The sequence below is a fragment of the Pseudoxanthomonas koreensis genome, assembly GCF_010093225.1.
GTDB classification, from domain to species: Bacteria; Pseudomonadota; Gammaproteobacteria; order Xanthomonadales; family Xanthomonadaceae; genus Pseudoxanthomonas; species Pseudoxanthomonas koreensis.
Window position 1 is genome coordinate 1 of sequence record NZ_PDWM01000020.1, and the last position, 18,591, is coordinate 18,591.

An 18,591-nucleotide genomic window follows, 5' to 3' on the forward strand; every position below is an offset into this window, starting at 1 on the left:
GTTGCGCGCATGGTCTGCGATCCTCATTGGTCTGGTAACCACGAAGATCGCGCCATGCGCGCGCTCTTGCAAACCAGGATCAGCGCAAGTCATTGATCCGGAAAAGGGAAACCTGGGGAAACCTCAGCCTCCGCCCCCTTTTTGCACCTTTTTGCACGACTTCAGAGCGCCTTGGCCGCCTCGACCACCTTGTCGGTGGTGATGCCGAAGTACCTGTACAGGTCGCCGGCCGGCGCCGAGGCACCGAAGCGGTCCAGGCCGACCACCGCGCCGTCCAGGCCGACGTACTTGCGCCAGAAGTCGCTCACGCCCGCCTCCACCGCCACGCGCCTGCGCACGGCGTTGGGCAGCACCGACTCGCGGTAGGCCGCGTCCTGGCGGTCGAACACCTCGGTCGAGGGCATCGACACCACGCGCGTCTTCACCCCTGCCGCATCCAGCATCGCCTTGGCTTCCATCGCCAGCGACACTTCCGAACCGGTACCGATCAGGATCACGTCCGGCGCGCCGCCCTCGGCGTCGGCCAGCACGTAGCCGCCCCGCTCCACCAGCGCGAGCTGCGCCCCGCTGCGCGGCTGCGCCGGCAGGTTCTGGCGGCTGAACACCAGCACGCTGGGGCCTTCGCTGCGCAGGATCGCCGCCTTCCACGCCACCGCCGATTCGGCCGCGTCGCACGGGCGCCACACGTCGTTGTTGGGGATGTAGCGCAGCGAGGCCAGGTGCTCGACCGGCTGGTGGGTCGGGCCGTCCTCGCCCAGGCCGATCGAGTCGTGGGTGTAGACGTGGATCACGTGCGCCGGGATCAGCGCGCTCATCCGCAGCGCGTTGCGCGCGTAGTCGCTGAACACCAGGAAGGTCGCGTCGAACGGCAGGAAGCCGCCATGCAGGGCCAGGCCATTGGCGATCGCGCTCATGCCGAACTCGCGCACGCCGTAGTGGATGTAGTTGGCGCCCGGGTCGGCTTCGGTCACCGGCTTGCTGGCCTTCCACTGGGTCAGGTTGGACGGGGCCAGGTCGGCCGAGCCGCCGATGATTTCCGGCAGCAGCGGAGCGAAGGCGCCGATCGCGTTCTGCGAGGCCTTGCGCGAGGCGATGTTCGCGCCCTCGGCCTGGACCTGGGCGATGAAGGCGTCGGCCTTTTCAATGAAATCGCCCGGCAGCTCGCCGCTGCAGCGACGCGCGAACTCGGCGGCCGCCTCCGGGTGCTGCTTCGCATAGGCGTCGAAGCGCTGCTGCCACTGCGCCTGGTCCTGCGCGCCGGCGCCGCTGCGCCAGCCGGCGTAGATCTCCTGCGGCACCTCGAACGGCGCATGCGGCCAGTCCAGCGCCTGGCGCGTGCCTTCGATCTCGTCCTTGCCCAGCGGCGCGCCGTGCGACTCTTCCTTGCCGGCCTTGTGCGGGGCGCCGAAGCCGATCACGGTCCTGCAGCAGACCAGGCTCGGCTTGTCGGCGACCTTCAGCGCCGCGTCGATCGCGGCCTTGATCGCCGCCGGGTCATGGCCGTCGACATCGCGGACCACGTGCCAGCCGTAGGCCTCGAAGCGCGCTGGCGTGTCGTCGGTGAACCAGTCGTGCACCTCGCCGTCGATGGAGATGCCGTTGTCGTCCCAGAACGCCGTCAGCTTGCCCAGGCCCCAGGTACCGGCCAGCGAGGCGGCCTCGTGGGAGACGCCCTCCATCATGCAGCCGTCGCCCATGAACACCCAGGTGCGGTGGTCGACCAGGTCGAAGTCCGGCCGGTTGTAGCGCTGCGCCAGCAGCTTCTCGGCCAGGGCGAACCCGACCGCGTTGGCGAAGCCCTGCCCCAGCGGGCCGGTGGTGGTCTCCACGCCCGGGGTCTCGTGGCGCTCCGGATGGCCGGCAGTTTTGCTGTGCAGCTGGCGGAAGCGCTTGAGCTCGTCCAGCGGCAGGTCGTAGCCGCTCAGGTGCAGCAGCGCGTAGTGCAGCATCGAGCCGTGGCCGTTGGACAGCACGAAGCGGTCGCGGTCGTACCAGCCCGGGTCGGCCGGGTTGTGCCGCAGGTAGTCGTTCCACAGCACTTCGGCGATGTCGGCCATGCCCATCGGCATGCCGGGGTGGCCGGACTTGGCGGCCTCGACCGCATCGGCGGCGAGGAAACGGATGGCGTTGGCGAGCTGTCGGCGGGTCGGCGTCGTCATGTCTTGGCGTGTGGGGGGTCTGGAAGGCACCCGCGGCGCTGCGGGCCGCCCATTGTCCCACCCCTGTCCGGTCCTGTCCCGCGTGGCGGGAAAAACGCCCGGAAAGCCGCAGGCGGCCGGAGCGGGATCCCGGAGTGCGGTGGAGCCGGTCCCCCCGAAGCCCCCTGTAGGAGCCCACTTCAGGGGGCGACCCCGGGCGGCAGGAACACCGTGGCGTTAGACGCGGCCGATCCGGAGGTGGCGCGTTGAACGCGGCACCTTCAGATGGCGTCGGGTCGCCCCCTGAAGTGGGCTCCTACAGGGGGCGGGAGGCGGGGGCCGGGTCGGGGAGCGCGGCGTCGGTCTCGCCGTGCGCCACCAGGGTGGCCAGGGTCAGGTCGCCACTGACGTTGAGCGTGGTCCGGCACATGTCCAGGAAGTGGTTCACGCCCAGGATCAGGCCGATGCCGATCGGGTCCACCCCGACCATCGCGCAGATCAGCGCCACCACCGGCAGCGAGCCCGAGGGCACGCCGGCGGTGCCGATGCCGCCGAGGATGCACACCAGCATCACCATGAACTGCTGGCCCAGGGTCAGGTCCACGCCGAAGAACTGGGCCAGGAAGATCACCGTCACGCCCTCGAACAGCGCGGTGCCGTTCTGGTTGGCGGTGGCGCCCACGGTGAGCACGAAGCGCGAGACCTTCTGCGGCAGCCCCATCTGGTCGGCCACGCGCAGCGCGGTGGGCAGGGTGGCGTTGCTGGAGGCGGTGGAGAACGCCATCACCGCCGCTTCCTGGATGTCGCGGAAGAACTTCAGCGGCGAACGCCCGGTCATCCGCACCGCCAGCGAGTAGGTGCCGAACATGTGCAGCGCCAGCGCCAGCACCACTACCCCGACATACGCGCCCAACCGCACCAGCAGGTCGAAGCCGAAGATCGCCGCCAGGTTGAACATGAAGCAGAACACCGCATACGGCGCCAGCCGGATCACCAGCCCGATCAGGGTCATCGAGATCTCGAACACGCCCTCGATGCCGCGCTTGAGCGTGGACACCTTCTCCGCGTCGACCAGGACCATGCCCACGCCGAACATCACCGCGAAGAACATCAGCGCCAGGATCGAGGCATTGCTGGAGGCCGCGTCGACCACGTTGCTGGGCACGATCGACAGCAGCATGTCCATGCCGCGCGGCTGGCTGTCTACGCTGGCCACGATCTCGCGGCTGCGGTCGGCGTTCTGCACCAGCAGCTGTTGCGCCAGTTCCGGGTCCACGCCCGCGCCGGGCTTGAACAGGTTCACCAGGACCAGGCCCAGCAGCACCGCCACGCCGGAGAGCACCACGGTGTACGACAGGGTCTTCCAGCCGATCCGGCCCAGGGCGCGGATGTCGCCCATCTCGGCGATGCCGATCACCAGCGCCGAGAACAGCAGCGGCACGATCAGCATGAAGATCAGGTTGAGGAACAGGCGCGACGCCGGGGTGGTCACCCAGTCGGTGAAGATCTTGACCCAGGCCGCTTCCGCACCGGTGAGGTGGACGATCAGGCCCAGCACCAGGCCCAGGGCGAAACCCAGGCCCATCTTCCATGGCATCGGCCAGGGACGGCGTGCAGTGGCGGTCATGCAGGGCTTCCGGAGTAGGCAGCGCGCAGCTTAACAAACCGGCGGCGGCCGCTTCAGTGCGGTGCATGCCACTCCAGCGTGGGCGCGTGCCCCGCTCGTCAAGGACCGCGACGCGCCCGGGCGCCCTCGCGGCCCGGCACGCCTGCCGTCAACGCGGTGGATACAGCGGCGGCAGCGGTGCAACGGTTGCCGGCATGGCGGCGCGCCAGCGCGGTCCATCGCGGAAGGCCGTGCGCAGCGCCGCCCGTGCCGCGGCCGGCTGCCCCTCGCCAGCCCACAGCGCACGCCGCATCGCCTGCAGCGCGTCGCGCTGGACCGGGTCGTCCAGGCGCGCCAGCACCTCGTCCAGGTCCGCCGCCTCGGGCGCGGCCATGCGCCGCAGCAGCGAAACCGCGTCGTCGAAGCTGCCGGCATCCAGCGCGCGGCGCAGGTCGGCGACGACCGGGCGCGCACCGGCACGCACGGCGTCGACCGCGCCGGCCATGGCCACGGCGCCGGATGCCGGCCGCCGCCGCGACCACAACAGCCAGGCCAGCGTGGCCAGCCACAGCAACGCAAAGACCAGTGCCAGCCAGGCCCAGGGGCGTGCGGCCGGTTGCATCGGCGCAGGCGCCCCCGCGTCGGAAAGCGGTGCGCCGGTGGCCGGCGGCACCTGCGCCGGTACGGCGGCCTGCCCGGCATCGCCCGCGACACCCGCGGCCGCCACGTCCAGCCGCAGCTCCGGCAGCATCGCCACGCGCGCGCTCCCGGACGCCGTGTCCCACCAGTCCAGCCTCGGCCCGGGCACGCGCAGCGCGCCGGCCTGCAGCGGTACCACCGAGAAGCGGCGCACCACGGTCAGCTGCGGGCTGCCGTCGATGAAGCGCTCGGTACTCTCGGCGCGCTCGGCGAACACCTGGGCACCGGCGACCTGCGGCGCCGGGATTTCCGGGAACTGGGCGGCGGTGGCGCCCTCGGCCACTGCCTCCACCACCACGTCCACCGCCTCGCCGGCACGCGCCTGCGAGGGTGTGGACAGGTAGCGCAGGCGCAGGCCGCGCAGCGGCAGCCAGGGCTGCGGCGCGCCATCGGGTTGCGCGCGCACCTGCAGGGCCTGTGCTGCACTCTCCGCCGCAAGCTCGCGGCTGCCGCCGAAGAAGTCCTCGAAGAAGCCGCCTGCACCCTGCCCGCGGAAGCGCGCGGGCGGCAGCGGCAATTCGCCGCTGCGCTCGGGCACCAGCAGGTAGCGGCGCTCGAGCACGCGGTAGCGGCGGCCGTTGACCTCGCGGCTGCTCTGTACGTCGTCGCCGATGCGCTGCAGCGAGGCGCCGTCGGGCGCGTCCTGGACCAGCTCGCCGGACAGCAGCGGAGTGGCGTAGTACAGGCGCACGGTCAGGCCTACGCTCTGCTGCACGTAGGGCGACGCTTCGTCGACCCGCGACTCCACGAACACGTCGCCACGCGGCACCGGCGCCGCGGATACCTGCAGGCGCTGCGGCGCGGTGCTCTCGGCGCCGACGCGCAGCGCCGGCAGTTCCACCACTCCGCCACGACGCGGGGTCAGGGCGATGCCGAACAGGGTGTCGCCGCCGGATCCGGCGCTGCGGTACGGCTCGCCGAGGGTGAAGTCGGCCTGCAGCGGCGTGTAGTCCGGGGCGACGCCGGGCTGGTCGGTCTCGATGTTGAGGGTCACCGCCTCGCCGACCGCCACGGTGGCGCGGTCGAGCCAGGCACGGGTCTCGGCCTGCGCCGGCGGCAGCGTGGCGAGGGCGGCGAGCAGCAGCGCCACGAAGAAACGGGCGATGCGCGGCAAGGCGCCGCTGCGGCGTGGATCGGGGTTCGGCACGGGATGCATGTTCCTGGTCATCGCCCCTCGCGCTGGCGGCGTTCCTGTTCGAGGCGGAACTTGGCGCGCAGCAGGCCGCCGGGATCGTCGGGCACGCGCCGCAACCAGGCTTCGCGCGCCTGGCGCTGTTCGCGTGCCTGCGCATCTTCCTGCGGCTGGGCGGACGGCGGCGATTGCTGCCTGTCGCCGCCCTGCTGCAGCGCCTGCTGCATGCGTTCGCGTTGTTCGCGGTCGGCCTGTTCCTGGCGCTGGCGCGCCTGGGCGTCCTCGGCCTTCGGTGGCGGCGACGACGCGGACTGCGGGGACTGGCCCTGCGGTTGCTCGCCGTCTTCCTCCGGCCTGGACCCGGGATCGCCCTGCTCCTGTCCCGGGTCCTGGTCCGTGGATTGTTGCTGGCGGCCTTGCCGGTCCTGTTGCGGATCCTTCTGGCTGTCCTGGTCCTGCCCGTCCTTTCCGTCCTGCGTGTCCTGGTCCTGCTGTCCCTGTCCGCCCTGCGGCGGCTGGCGCTTGCGCGCCTCGTCGACGATGCGTCGGTTGGCGATCGCGTCCTCCATCGCCGGCGTCTGCGCCAGGGCGCGGTCGTAGGCGGCGATCGCATCGTCGTAGCGGCCCTGCCGCGCCAGCGCGTTGCCCAGGTTGTACTCGGCCTCGGCACCGCGCGCGGTGGCACCGGCGAAGGCCTCTCCGGCGGCCGCGAAATCACCGTCGCGATAGGCATCCACGCCGCGCTCGAGCTGCTTCTGCGCCTGCTGGTCGGCGCGCCGCCACCAGCCATCGCCCGCGCTCCCGACGGCCTGTGCCTGCGCAGGCGCAGGCAACGACAGCAGCAGGGCCAGCGGCAACGCCGCCAGCACGCCGGCGCCGCGCCGGAACGCCAGCGCGGCCAACAGCAGCAACGGCAGCAGCAGCCAGTAGCCCTGGTCCAGCCAAACCCGCTCGCCGCCGTCGCGTTCGTTGGCCACTTCGCTGGCCGGATCGAGCACGCCCAGCGCATGCAGATCGTCCTGGTCCACGCCCAGGGTCGCATAGCGGCCACCACCGGCGGCAGCCAGCGCACGCAGCGAGGATTCGTCGAGCCGGGCCGTGCGCACGACGTCGCCCGCATCGCGGTACATGGCGCCCACCGGGCTGCCCAGGCCGAGCACCGAGACGCGATAGCCCTGCCCCGCCACCGCCGCGGCGATGTTGCCCGCGGCCGCATCGGCTTCGCCGGTCACCAGCAGGATGTCGCCGCGTTCGAAACCGGCCTGGTGCAGCAGCGTGGCCGCATGGGTGATCGCGCGTTCGATGTTGTGGCCGTCCTCCGGCATCACGTCCGGCTGCAGCGCATCGAGGAACAGGGCGATGTTGCCGGCGTCGGCGGTGAGCGGCGCGACGGTGTAGGCGTCGCCGGCCCAGGCGACCAGGCCGACCTCGCCACCCTGGCGTTCGCGCAGCAGCGGGTCGATCTTGGCCCGCGCCTGCGCCCGCCGCGCCGGCGGCAGGGCGGGCGTGAGCATCGACGACGACAGGTCCAGCGCGATCACCAGCGGCGCGCGCGACTCCCAGTGCGGCCGCTCCTCCTGTCGCCAGCCGGGACCCGACAACGCCACGATCGCCAGGGCCAGCGCCAGCGAGACACCGGCCACGCGCAGGCCGGCACGGCTGCGTCCGGGTTCGACCAGGTGCGGCAGCAGGTGCGCGTCGACCACGTCGCGCCAGCCCTGCTGGCGATGGCGACGCCACAGCAGCCACAGCAGCGGCACCAACAGCAGCGCCCACAGCCACATCGGCCGCTGGAAATGGAGTTCTGGAAGCTGCAGCCAACCGCTCATGCCGCGCGCCTTTCCGCGCCCGCGCGCAGCAGCGGCCAACCGGCCAGCGCCAGCAGCAGCGCAGCGCCCAGTGGCCACGGATAGCGTTCGATCCGCGGCCGCACCGGGGCCGCGGCCACCGCCAGCGGTTCGAGCCGGTCCAGTTCCGCGTAGATGCCGGCGAGCTCGGCAGTATCCCGGGCGCGGAAGAACTGGCCGCCGGTCATCCGCGCCACCTCGCGCAGCGTGTCCTCGTCCACTTCCTCGCCGCGCTGCACCGGCAGCGGCACGCCGAAGAAGGAAAACGAACCGCTGCCGCCGAAGGCGATGGTGTGCACGCGCACGCCTTCGGCCTGGGCCAGTTCGGCAGCCTTGAGCGGCTTGAGCACGCCGGCGGTGTTGACGCCGTCGGTGAGCAGCACCAGCACGCGCTGGCCTTCGGGCTGTTCGCGCAGGCGCTTGACCGCCAGCCCGATCGCGTCGCCCATCGCGGTCTCGCGCCCAGCCAGGCCGGCGACGCTGTCGCGCAGTTGCTGGCGCACCGAATCGCGGTCCAGGGTGAGTGGCGTGAGCATGTACGCGCGCTGGCCGAACACCAGCAGGCCGACGCGGTCGCCGGCGCGGCGGTCGAGGAAGTCGGCGATCACCGCCTTGGCCGCGGTCAGCCGGTCCACCGGCCGGCCGCCCAGCTCCATGTCGGTCTCGCTCATGCTGCCGGACAGGTCTACCGCCAGCAGCATCTGCCGTGCCTCGCGCGGCGGCACCTGCGCCGGGCCGAGCTGCTGCGGCCGCGCGGCCGCCGCGCACAGCAGCGCCCAGGCCAGCAGCGGCAGCAGCCAGGCCACGCGCAGCCGGTCCGCGCCCGTCGCCGCGGCCACGCCGTCGAGGCGGCGCCCCCAAGGCACGCGCAGCGCCGGCGCCGCGCTGCGCCGCGGCGGCAGCAGCAGGTGGACGAGGACCGGCAACGGCAGCAGCGCCCATGCCCATGGCCAGGCGAAGCCCGCGAAACCGTCCTGCCAGGCGGACCACCAGGCGTCCATCAGCGGCCTTCCATCAGTTCGAGGAACCGCGCGCGCGCCACGGCACGTGCGGCCGCGAACGCCGACGGGTCCAGCTGCAGGCGGAAGCCGCCGTCGAGCAGCAGGCTGCCGGCACCGGCGCTGAATGCCTGGCCGCGCGCACCGTCGAGGAATCGCAGCCATTCGTCTCCCTGCAGCAGTTCGCTGCCGGGACGCCGGTGGCGCGCTGCGCGGCGCAACAGTACGGACATCGCCGCCAGCTGTTCCGGCAAGGTGCCATGCGAAGTGTCGGCGTCGAACCAGCGCAGCCAGCGGCGCCGGCACGCGGCGCGCCACAGGTGCCAGCCCGCCCAGCCGCAGGCGAGCAGCAGCAAGGCCGCGGCCAGCCACCACCAGCCGGGTGCCGGTGGCCACCACGGTGGCGATGGCGGCAGGTGCACGTCGCGCAGCGGCAGGCTGGCCGGATCCATGCGGCCGTCCTCAATCCATGCCCGCGGTGACGGGTACGGCCATCGCTTCCGCCACGGCCGCGGCATCGCGTGGGCGCAGCCAGTGGGTGCTGTCGACGTCGGTAGCCAGCGTGCGCACCTGCCAGCCCCGTGCCGGCAGCGTGCGCGCCAGTTCCTGCGCCGGTTGCACGAAGGCACGGTTCCAGCGCTGGCGCACGCCAGCGTTGCCAAGCGGCAACTGCAGACGTCGCGCGCCGGCGATGAAGGACAGGTCACGGCGCGGCGGCGCGGTTTCCAGCGGATCCTGCAACAACACCAGGGTGGCCTGGTGGTGGCGCGCCAGCGCGGTCCAGCGCAGCGAGGGCACCTGCGCGGCGCTGCCGGCGTCGGCCAGCACCACCAGCTGCGCACCAGGTCGCAGCAGGCGCTGCGCATGTTCGAGCGCGACCTCCAGCCCCGCGTCTTCCCGAGGTGGTCGCGCGTACCAGCGCGCCAGCGCGTCCAGCACGCGCATCGCACCGCGCAGGCCGGTGGCCGGCGGGATCGCCGGCTCGCCGCCACGCAGCGCGGCGATCCGGTCGCCGGACTGCAGCGCCGACCACACCGCTACCGCGCCGGCACGCGCGGCCTGCACCGACTTGAAGCGTGTGCGCGTGCCGAAGTACAGCTCCGGCGCGGTGTCGGCGACCAGCAGGGTCAGGCGTTCACGTTCGGCCTGGAACAGCTTGGTGTGGGCGCGGCCGCTGCGCGCAGTCAGCCGCCAGTCCATCCGGCGCACGTCGTCGCCGATCGTGTATTCCCGCGATTCGGCGTATTCCATGCCGCGGCCACGCAGGCTCGACGGCGCCGGGCCATGCACGCCGTGGCGGCCGCGCCGTGGCAGGGGCACGCGCTGGACCTGGGCGCGCAGCGCGACCAGTTCGGCCAGCGTCGGCACGATGCCTTCCTGCGCGGCATCGGCCACGGCGGGCGCCGGGCCGGGCGCGCTCACGGCGTCGGCACCCTTTCCAGCAGCGCGGCGACCAGGCGGTCGCCGTCCCAGCCTTCGGCCAGGGCCTCGTAGCTGGGCAGCACGCGGTGGCGCAGCACGTCCGGGGCGACCGCGCGCACGTCCTCGGGGGTGACGAAGTCGCGGCCGGCCAGCCATGCCCGCACCCGCGCGCAGCGTTCCAGCGCGATCGAACCGCGCGGACTGGCGCCCCAGGCGATGCGCCGGGCGAGCGCGGCGTCGTAGCGGCCGGCATCGCGCGAGGCCAGCACCAGTTCGACCAGGTAACGCTCCAGCGCCGGGGCCACGTGCAGGTCCAGGACCTGTTCGCGCGCGGCGAACACCTGCGCCTGCGGCATGCGCGCCACCGGCTCCGGCGGTGCATGCAGCGCCTGCCGCGAGCGTTCGCGCGCCAGGCGCAGGATCTCGGTTTCCACCTCGGCATCGGGATAGCCGATGCGCACGTGCATGAGGAAGCGGTCGAGCTGCGCCTCGGGCAGCGGGAAGGTGCCCTCCTGCTCGATCGGGTTCTGGGTGGCCATCACCAGGAACAGTGGCGGCAGCGCATAGGTGTGGCGGCCCACGGTGACCTGGCGTTCGCCCATCGCCTCCAGCAGCGAGGACTGGACCTTGGCCGGGGCGCGGTTGATCTCGTCGGCGAGCAGCAACGAGTGGAACACCGGGCCTTGCTGGAACTCGAAGCGGCCTTCCTGCGGGCGCCAGACCTCGGTGCCGGTCAGGTCGGCCGGCAGCAGGTCCGGGGTGAACTGCACCCGGGCGAAGTCCGCTTCCAGGTGCGCGGCCAGGGTCCGGATCGCGGTGGTCTTGGCCAGGCCGGGCGCGCCCTCGACCAGCAGGTGGCCGTCGGCGAGCAGCGCGACCAGCAGGCGCTCGACCAGCGCCGCCTGGCCGACGATGGCCGCGGCGAGGTTGTCGCGCAGGGTGGCGAAGGCGGCGTGCAGGCCGCCGGCGGGAAGCGGGGGAGGCAGGTTATCCATGGCGGCATTCTGACCCGATCGTGGCTGTCGAGTTCCCCGGCCGCTGAACGCCGGAAAAGCGACGGGGCCCGCAGGCCCCGTCATCTGTCGTGCTATCCCGACCGTCGGCCGGCGGCTCCTCAGGCGCGCTTTTCGACGCGCATGACCTTCGGGGTCAGGAAGATCAGCAGCTCGGCCTTTTCCTTGGTGCGGCTGGTCTTCTTGAAGAAGGCGCCGACGAAGGGCACGTTGCCGAGGAACGGCACCTTGGCCACGCTGTTGGCGTCGGTGAACTCGTACACGCCGCCGATCACCACGGTCTGGCCGTCGTCGACCAGCACCGCGGTATTGATCTCGCGGGTGGCGATTTCCGGCACCTGGCCGATGCTGGTGTCGATGTAGCGCAGGACCTCGTCCTTGGTCACGTGGACCGCCATGAAGACGCGGTCGTCGCTGGTGATGGTCGGGGTGACCTTCAGCTCGAGCACCACGTCCTTGAACTCGACGGTCGGGGTCGGGAAGGCCTGGTTGCCGCCACCGGTCAGGGTCACGTAGCCGACCTCGCGGCCCTGGCGGATGATCGCCTCGCGCTGGTTGGAGGTGACCACGCGCGGGTTGGACAGCACTTCGCCGCGGCCTTCCTGCTGCAGGGCGGACAGTTCGAGATCAATGGAGAAATTCGTGCCCAGCAGGGTGTAGGCAAGCGAACTCACGTTGGTGCCGCTGGCAGTGGTCGCCGGCAGGTTGAAGTTCAGGCCAGGCGTGCCGGTGTTGTTGCCCGCCACCGAGCTGCCGATGATCGCGGTGTTGTCACCGTACTGGCGCGAACCCGACACGCCGAAGCGCGCGCCCAGGTCGCGGGCGAAGCTGTCGGTGGCGATGACGATGCGGCTCTCGATCAGCACCTGGTCGACCGGGCGGTCGATCACGTTGATCAGCTCGCGCATCTGCGCGACCTTCTTCGGGATGTCGCTGATCATCAGGGTGTTGGTGCGCTCGTCGGCGACGATGCGGCCGCGCTGCGACAGGAAGCCGTTCTCCTGGTCGTTGCCGCCACCGCCACCGCCGCCACCCTGGTTGCCGATGCCCTTGGCCTCGGTCAGCGCCTTGAAGATCGCCGCGGCGTTGTGGTAGTTGATCTGGATGTAGTCGGTGACCAGATCGACGCGGTTCTCCAGGTCGATGCGCGCATCTTCCTTGGCCTTCTCGAACGCGGCCAGCTCGGGCTGCGGCGCGACCCAGACCACGCTGCCGTCGCGACGCTTGTCCAGGCCCTTGGCGCGCAGGACGATGTCCATCGCCTGGTCCCAGGGCACGTTGACCAGGCGCAGGGTCACGTTGCCGGTCACCGTGTCCGAGGCCACGATGTTCAGGTTGGACTCTTCGGCGATCAGCTGCAGGACGGTGCGAACCGGCACGTCCTGGAAGTTGAAGGTCACCGGCCGGCCGGAATAGCCCTGCTTGGCCAGCTTCGCCTGGGCACTGGCGACCGCCGCGCCGCTGACCGCGCCGACCGCCGTTGCGCTGGCGCGCGGGGCGATCTCGACCACGTACTCGTTGCCGGTCTGGTAGGCCAGCGACTCGTAGTCGCCGCGGGTGCTCAGCACCAGCTGGGTGCCGCCACCGTAGGGCTTGGCGTCGATGCGCTGCACCGGCGTGGCGAAGTCGGTGACGTTGAGCGGGCGCTGCAGCTCGGCCGGCAGGGTGGCGTTGGCCACGTCCACCACCACGCTGCCGTCCTGGTTCCTCAGGTCGGGGGCCACGCCGTCACCGTCGAAGCGCAGGATCAGCCGGCCCGCGCCGCCGTCGCCACGCTTGAAGTCGATTGCGGACACCTTCGACTTGGCGGTCGTCGTGGCCTGGGAGGCCACGGTGGACTGCGCGGCCGGAGCGGCGGCGAGACCGGGTACGGTCAGGGCCAGCGCGAGGCCCAGGCCGCAGGCCCGGATGATCGGCGGGCGCCGATGCGTGCGCAGGCTCTGGGCATTGGTAAAGGTCATCGTGCTATCCCCCAATCATTGATCTTCGAGCGCGATGGAGGCCGGACGTTCCAGCCAGCCGCCCGCACCATCCGGCACAAGTTCAACCAGTTCTATCTTGTCTTCCTGCACCGACGTCACCCGCCCGTCGGCCTGGCCCAGGTAGGCACCCGGCAGGATCCGGTGGGTCACCCGGTCCGGGGCCATCACCAGCGCCACCAGGCCACCACCGGCACCGATCGTGCCGACCATGTCCAGGCTGTCCAGCGGGTACTGCTCCAGCGGTTCCTTGCGCCGGTTCGGGTCCGGCCTCAGGCCGCCGGCTCCGTCCGAATTGCTCCAGGCGTCGCTGAACGGGTCGCGCAGGTCCTGTGCGGCGTATTCGAAGGTCTCGAACTGCTGCATCACCGGCAGCGGCTCCAGCGGCGGCGCGGGACGCGCACGCACGTCGGCCACCCACTTCTCCAGGTTCGGCGCGTCGCCCGGCGTGCTGGTCACGCCGCGGCCGCAGGCGCCCAGGCTGAGCACCAGCAGCGAGGCGGCCAGCATGCGCAGCGCCCCACGGTTGCGATCCAGGATCATGCGCCGCCCCCCGTCGTTGCGCCATTGCCGGCTTGTGCCGCCTTCTCCTGCTCGGAGATTTCCAGTTCGTCCAGATAACGGTAGGTCTTGACCGTACCGGACAGCTCCAGCGCGCCGCCGCGGGTGATGGTCTTGCCTTCCTTGGGCTGCAGCTGGATGTCATGCATGGTCAGGATCACCACGCGCGGCAGCGAGGCCACGCCGCTGACGAAGGCGCCGAACTGGTGGTAGTTGCCGACCATGCGCAGCGCGATCGGCTTCTCCGCGTAGAACTCCTTCGGCGTCTCCGGGCCCGGCTGGAACAGCTCGTTGGCCAGGCCGCTGGAAAGGGCCGTCTGCGAAATGTCGATGATCAGGTCCGGCATCTCGGTCTTGCTCGGCAGTTGCCTGAGCATCTGCTGCAGGACCTGCTCCATCTGCGCCAGTTGCTGGCGCAGCGGCTCCAGGTTGGCGGCCTTGCCCTGCTCGTCCTCGAACTGGGCGCGCAGCGTCGATTCCTGGCTCTCCAGCCCCTGCAGTTCCTCGCGTTTGCCGCGGATCAACAGCAGGTAGGCCATGACCAGGATGAACAGCGCCAGCAGCACGCAGAAGACGATCTTCGCCTGCTGCGGCCAGCCACCGATGTTGTTGAAGTCCAGGTCGCTGAGTTTGATCTTCTTCTTCTGGCTCATGACGCCGGCCTCCCGTCGGTCTGCGTGGCCGGTTGCTGTTGCTCAGGCGCAGGGGCAGCGGGCGGCGTGGCTCCCTCGCCTGCGGGCACGGAGGCCGGTGCCGGTGCCGGTGCCGGAGTCGTGGCCGCAGGCGCCGGCGTGGCGGCAGCATCAACGGCAGCCGGGTCGACCGCGGCCGTACCCAGCGGCACCCCGCCCTCGGCCGTCGCATTGGGATTGGCCAGCTGCACCTTGAGGCTGAAGCTGTAGGGCAGCGTGCGGCTGCTGCCGGACGTCGGCGCCTTGTCGTCCTTCTTGACCTCGATGATCGACAGGTCGGGCTTGGTCATCCAGCCGGACACCTCGAGGTTGCGCATGTAGGCGCTGACCCGGGCGTTGGACTGGGCGTTGCCCTGCAGGGTCAGGATCTCACCCTCCTGCTTGATCGAGCCCAGGGTGACGCCATCGGGGATGGTGCGCACCAGCGAGTCGAACAGGTGGACCATCTGCGAACGGTTGGCCTGCAGCTCCTCGATGACCTTCTTGCGGGCCAGCAGGCGGTCCTTCTTGGCGTCGAGCTCCTTGATCTCCTCGTTCTGCTTCTGGACCTTGGCGATCTCGGCCTGCAGGAAGCTGTTGCGCTCATGCTGGCCGCTGATCTGCCGGTCGAAGTAGAACCAGACCAGGAAGGAGAGCAGCACGCCGGCGAGCGCAGCCAGCCCCAGCATCCCCTGGAACTCGCGCTGGCGCTGCTTGCGGCGCTCGGCGCGCCACGGCAGTAGGTTGATCCGTGCCATCAGTCGAAGCTCCTCAGGGCCAGGCCGGTGGCGATCATCAGCGCCGGGGCGTCCTGGGCCAGGGCATGCGCCTGCACGCGCGGGCCGAGGGTCATCTGCGCCAGCGGGTTGGCGACCTGGGTCGGCACACCCAGCTGCTCCTCGACCATTTCCGGCAGGCCGACGATCGAGGCGCAGCCGCCGGCCAGCACCACCTGGTCGACCCGGTTGAACTCGCTGCCGGCATAGAAGAACTGCAGCAGGCGGCTGATCTGCTGGACCGTGGCCTCCTTGAACGGTTCCAGCACCTCGACCTCGTAGGTCTCGGGCAGCCCGCCCTGGCGCTTGGCCTGGCCGGCTTCCTCGTAGGTCAGGCCGTAGCGGCGCATGACCTCGTCGGTGAGCTGCTTGCCGCCGAACACCTGCTCGCGGCTGTAGAGGCTGCGGCCGCCGCGCAGGACGTTGAGGGTGGTCATGGTCGCGCCGATGTCGACCAGGGCGACCACGCCGTCGCGGCCCACCGGCAGCTCGTCGGCGATCAGGGCGAAGGCGTTCTCGATCGCGAAGGCCTCCACGTCCATCACCCTGGCGGTCAGGCCACCGAGCTCCAGCGCCGATTCGCGCAGCTCCACGTTCTCCGAACGCGAGGCCGCCAGCAGCACCTGGACCATCTCCGGGTTGCTGGGCATCACCCCGAGCACCTCGAAGTCGAGGTTCACTTCCTCGATCGGGTACGGGATGTAGTTGACCGCCTCGAGCTCGACCTGGGCTTCAAGGTCGTTCTCGTCCAGGTCGGCGGGCATCGGGATGATCTTGGTGATCACCGCCGAGCCGGCGACCGCGGCGGCCGCGTTCCTGGCCCTGGTGCCGGAGCGGTTGACGGCGCGGCGAATCGCTTCGCCCACCGCCTCGACCTCGACGATGTTCTTCTCGACCACTGCATTGGGCGGCAACGGTTCGACCGCGTAATGCTCCACGCGGTAGCGGTTTCCGCTGCGCGACAGCTGCAGCAGTTTGACCGCAGTCGAACTGATGTCGACGCCAATCAGCGGCGACTGACTTTTCGGGATGAGCCCCACAGTTTTCCCCCACGCCGACAGGCACTTGGCTTAACAACCTGCGCCCGCGCATTAGATAACGGTTTTTTCGGGTTTGGCAACTCCCCCATGTGCAGGCTGCGATGCCTGTCACGCGTGGTACCGGATCCGCTCCCCCTGAACGTCCCCGGCGGGCACCCCTTAGATGGCCCGCGGCTAATCTATACTCTGCGGCCGCGAAATCCGCAATCGGAATCCCCGGATGTCCCGTCTACGCCGCCTGCTGCGCTGGGCGCTCATCGCGTCCGCCGGCCTGGCCCTGCTGGCCGCGATCGGCCTGGGAATGCTCTATACCGCGGTGTCCTCGCGCCTGCCGGAAGTCGAATCCCTGCGCACGGTGGAGATGCAGGAGCCGCTCTACGTCTATGCGGCCGATGGACGGCTGATGGCCGTTTTCGGCGAGAACCGCCGTTACCCGGTCGCCATCGACGAGGTCCCGGAGCGCCTGCGCCAGGCCTTCATCGCGATCGAGGACGCCCGCTTCTACGAACACGGCGGCGTGGACTACAAGGGCGTGGCCCGGGCGGTGTGGCTGCTGGCCACCACCGACGGCAAGCGGGTCCCGGGCGGCTCGACCATCACCCAGCAGGTCGCCCGCCAGTTCTTCCTCAGCTCCGAGTACAGCTACCAGCGCAAGCTGGCCGAGATGCTGCTGGCGATGAAGATGGAGCGGGCGCTGAGCAAGGACGAGATCCTGGCGCTGTACCTCAACAAGAGCTTCTTCGGCAACCGCGCCTATGGCGTGGCCGCCGCGGCCGAGTACTACTACGGCAAGAAGATGGACGAGCTGAGCCTGGACGAGATGGCCTCGCTGGCCGGCATTCCCAAGTTCCCGTCCAGCGGCAACCCGATCAGCAACCCCGAGCGCGCCCGGATCCGCCGCGACTACATCCTCGACAGGATGGCCGAGCTGGGCTTCGTCGGCCGCGCCGAGGCCGCCGCGGCCAAGGCGGTGCCGATGCACGCCACCCCGCACGAACCACCGGTGGAGGTCTCCGCGCCCTACGTGGCCGAGATGGTCCGCCAGGAGATGATCGCCCGCTACGGCCCGGAAGCGGTGACCCGCGGCTACCACGTCCCCACCACGATCCTGCCCGACCTGCAGGCCGCGGCCGAGCAGGCGGTGCGCGACGGCCTGCACCTGTACGACCACCGCCATGGCTGGCACGGGGTCGAGCGCCAGGCCGAGGTCGCCGCCGACGCCGACGACGCCACCCTGGCCAAGGCCCTGGCCGGGACCCCGGCGCAGGCCGCGCTGCTGCCGGCGGTGGGCGCCGGGACGTCGAAGGATGGCAGCGCCCGGGTCGTGCTGGCCGATGGCGGCAGGGTCCCCCCGCCTGCCTCCGCTGCCCGCTGGACCGGCAAGAACCCGGCCGCGCTGCTCAAGCGCGGCGACGTGGTCCGGGTCCGGCGCGGCGAAAAGGAAGGCGAGTACCTGCTCGACCAGGTGCCGCGCGGACAGTCCGCGCTGGTTTCGCTGGACGCCAACAACGGCGCCCTGCGCGCCCTGGTGGGCGGCTACAGCTATGCAGGCAACAAGTTCAACCGCGCCACCCAGGCCCGGCGCCAGCCCGGCTCCAGCTTCAAGCCCTTCGTCTATTCGGCGGCGTTCGAGAAGGGACTCAACCCCGCCTCGATGGTGCTCGACGCTCCTGTGGTGTTCCGCGACCGTCGCGGCAACACCTGGTCGCCGCAGAACGACGGCGGCGGCTTCCGCGGCCCGATGCGGCTGCGCGAGGCGCTGGTGCAGTCGCGCAACCTGGTCTCGGTGCGGCTGCTGGATGCGATCGGGGTGCAGTTCGCCCGTACCTACATTTCCCAGTTCGGCTTCGACGAGGCCGAGCTGCCGCCGAACCTGTCGATGTCGCTGGGCACCGCCTCGCTGACGCCGCTGTCGATCGCGCGCGGCTACGCGGTGTTCGCCAACGGCGGCTCGCGGGTGGACACCTGGTTCATCGACGAGGTCCGCGATCGCGACGGCAAGGTGCTGTTCAAGGAGTCGCCGGCGGTGGCCTGCCGCAGTTGCGGCGTCGCCCCGGGCACCGGCGCGGCGGTGGCCGCGCCGCAGGTGGTGGATGGCTTCAATTTCGGCGCACCGGCCCCGCCGCCCGCGGCTCCCACCGCGCCAGCCGAAGCATCCGGTGCCGGCGAGGTCGCGCCAGCCACGGCGACCGTGGCGGCCGACGCGAAGATCGCGCCGCGCGCGATCGACGAGCGCAGCGCCTACCAGCTGGTGTCGATGATGCGCGACGTGGTCCAGCGCGGCACCGGCACCGCGGCCAAGGTGCTGGGGCGCGAGGACGTGGGCGGCAAGACCGGCTCGACCAACGACCACCGCGATGCCTGGTTCTCCGGTTTCGGCGGCGCGCTGGTCACCACGGTCTGGGTCGGCCGCGACGACTTCCAGTCGCTGGGCTACCGCGAGTACGGCGGCAAGGCCGCGCTGCCGATCTGGATCGACTACATGCGGGTGGCGCTGGAGGACCAGCCGATCGCGTCCAACGAGCCGCCGCCGGGGATGGTCAAGGTCTACGTCGACAACACCGGGCGCATGTCCACCGAAGGCGGCGGGCTGGCCGAGTTCGTGAAGGTCGAGGACCTGGAGCGGATGCGCGACAGCCTGGACTTCCTCGGGCCTGAGCGCAGCGAGGAAAGCGCGTTCGACATCTTCTGACGCCGGTTCCGCGACGG

The 18,591-nt window shown here is 71.0% G+C and carries 14 protein-coding genes; 1 reads left to right on the plus strand and 13 read right to left on the minus strand.

Annotated elements, in window-relative coordinates; translation table 11 throughout:
- Positions 1–161: 161 nt before the first annotated feature.
- The 13 genes from tkt to CSC64_RS07850 form a co-directional block, all read right to left on the minus strand.
- Positions 162–2,159 (minus strand): transketolase, encoded by a 1,998-nt coding sequence (gene tkt / locus CSC64_RS07790; RefSeq protein ID WP_162434759.1) that lies wholly within the window; start codon positions 2,157–2,159, stop codon positions 162–164.
- A gap of 295 nt (positions 2,160–2,454) precedes the next feature.
- Positions 2,455–3,765: a dicarboxylate/amino acid:cation symporter gene (locus tag CSC64_RS07795; RefSeq protein WP_162434760.1), complete on the minus strand. Its 1,311-nt coding sequence runs from the start codon at positions 3,763–3,765 to the stop codon at positions 2,455–2,457.
- A gap of 148 nt (positions 3,766–3,913) precedes the next feature.
- Positions 3,914–5,599 carry a BatD family protein gene (locus CSC64_RS07800; RefSeq protein WP_162434761.1) on the minus strand — a complete coding sequence of 562 codons (1,686 nt, stop codon included), beginning with the start codon at positions 5,597–5,599 and terminating at the stop codon, positions 3,914–3,916.
- An 8-nt stretch (positions 5,600–5,607) separates the two neighbouring features.
- Positions 5,608–7,404 (minus strand): VWA domain-containing protein, encoded by a 1,797-nt coding sequence (locus CSC64_RS07805; RefSeq protein WP_162434762.1) that lies wholly within the window; start codon positions 7,402–7,404, stop codon positions 5,608–5,610.
- The gene (locus CSC64_RS07810) at positions 7,401–8,423 is read right to left on the minus strand and encodes a vWA domain-containing protein (RefSeq protein ID WP_162434763.1); all 1,023 of its coding nucleotides are present in this window, start codon (positions 8,421–8,423) and stop codon (positions 7,401–7,403) included. The genes CSC64_RS07805 and CSC64_RS07810 overlap by 4 nt, the downstream gene beginning before the upstream one ends.
- Entirely contained in the window at positions 8,423–8,872 is a 450-nt protein-coding gene (locus CSC64_RS07815; RefSeq protein WP_162434764.1) for a DUF4381 family protein, read from the minus strand. Before CSC64_RS07815 ends, CSC64_RS07810 begins: the two co-directional genes overlap by 1 nt.
- A gap of 10 nt (positions 8,873–8,882) precedes the next feature.
- Positions 8,883–9,842 (minus strand): DUF58 domain-containing protein, encoded by a 960-nt coding sequence (locus tag CSC64_RS07820; protein ID WP_162434765.1) that lies wholly within the window; start codon positions 9,840–9,842, stop codon positions 8,883–8,885.
- Positions 9,839–10,837 carry an AAA family ATPase gene (locus tag CSC64_RS07825; protein ID WP_162434766.1) on the minus strand — a complete coding sequence of 333 codons (999 nt, stop codon included), beginning with the start codon at positions 10,835–10,837 and terminating at the stop codon, positions 9,839–9,841. The genes CSC64_RS07820 and CSC64_RS07825 overlap by 4 nt, the downstream gene beginning before the upstream one ends.
- A gap of 119 nt (positions 10,838–10,956) precedes the next feature.
- On the minus strand, positions 10,957–12,816 hold the full coding sequence (locus tag CSC64_RS07830) for a type IV pilus secretin PilQ (protein WP_162434767.1): 1,860 nt from the start codon (positions 12,814–12,816) through the stop codon (positions 10,957–10,959).
- Between the two features lie 15 nt (positions 12,817–12,831).
- A complete protein-coding gene (locus CSC64_RS07835) occupies positions 12,832–13,344 on the minus strand; it encodes a pilus assembly protein PilP (protein WP_425501691.1) in 513 nt (170 codons plus the stop codon).
- 29 nt (positions 13,345–13,373) lie between these two features.
- Positions 13,374–14,048 (minus strand): type IV pilus inner membrane component PilO, encoded by a 675-nt coding sequence (locus tag CSC64_RS07840; protein ID WP_162434769.1) that lies wholly within the window; start codon positions 14,046–14,048, stop codon positions 13,374–13,376.
- Positions 14,045–14,824, minus strand: coding sequence for a PilN domain-containing protein (locus tag CSC64_RS07845; protein WP_162434770.1), 780 nt, complete (start codon positions 14,822–14,824; stop codon positions 14,045–14,047). Before CSC64_RS07845 ends, CSC64_RS07840 begins: the two co-directional genes overlap by 4 nt.
- Entirely contained in the window at positions 14,824–15,882 is a 1,059-nt protein-coding gene (locus tag CSC64_RS07850) for a pilus assembly protein PilM (protein ID WP_162434771.1), read from the minus strand. The genes CSC64_RS07845 and CSC64_RS07850 overlap by 1 nt, the downstream gene beginning before the upstream one ends.
- A 220-nt stretch (positions 15,883–16,102) precedes the next feature.
- On the opposite strand from CSC64_RS07850, the gene CSC64_RS07855 reads away from it, so the two are divergent.
- Positions 16,103–18,574: a penicillin-binding protein 1A gene (locus tag CSC64_RS07855; protein WP_162434772.1), complete on the plus strand. Its 2,472-nt coding sequence runs from the start codon at positions 16,103–16,105 to the stop codon at positions 18,572–18,574.
- The last annotated feature ends 17 nt before the right edge of the window (positions 18,575–18,591 follow it).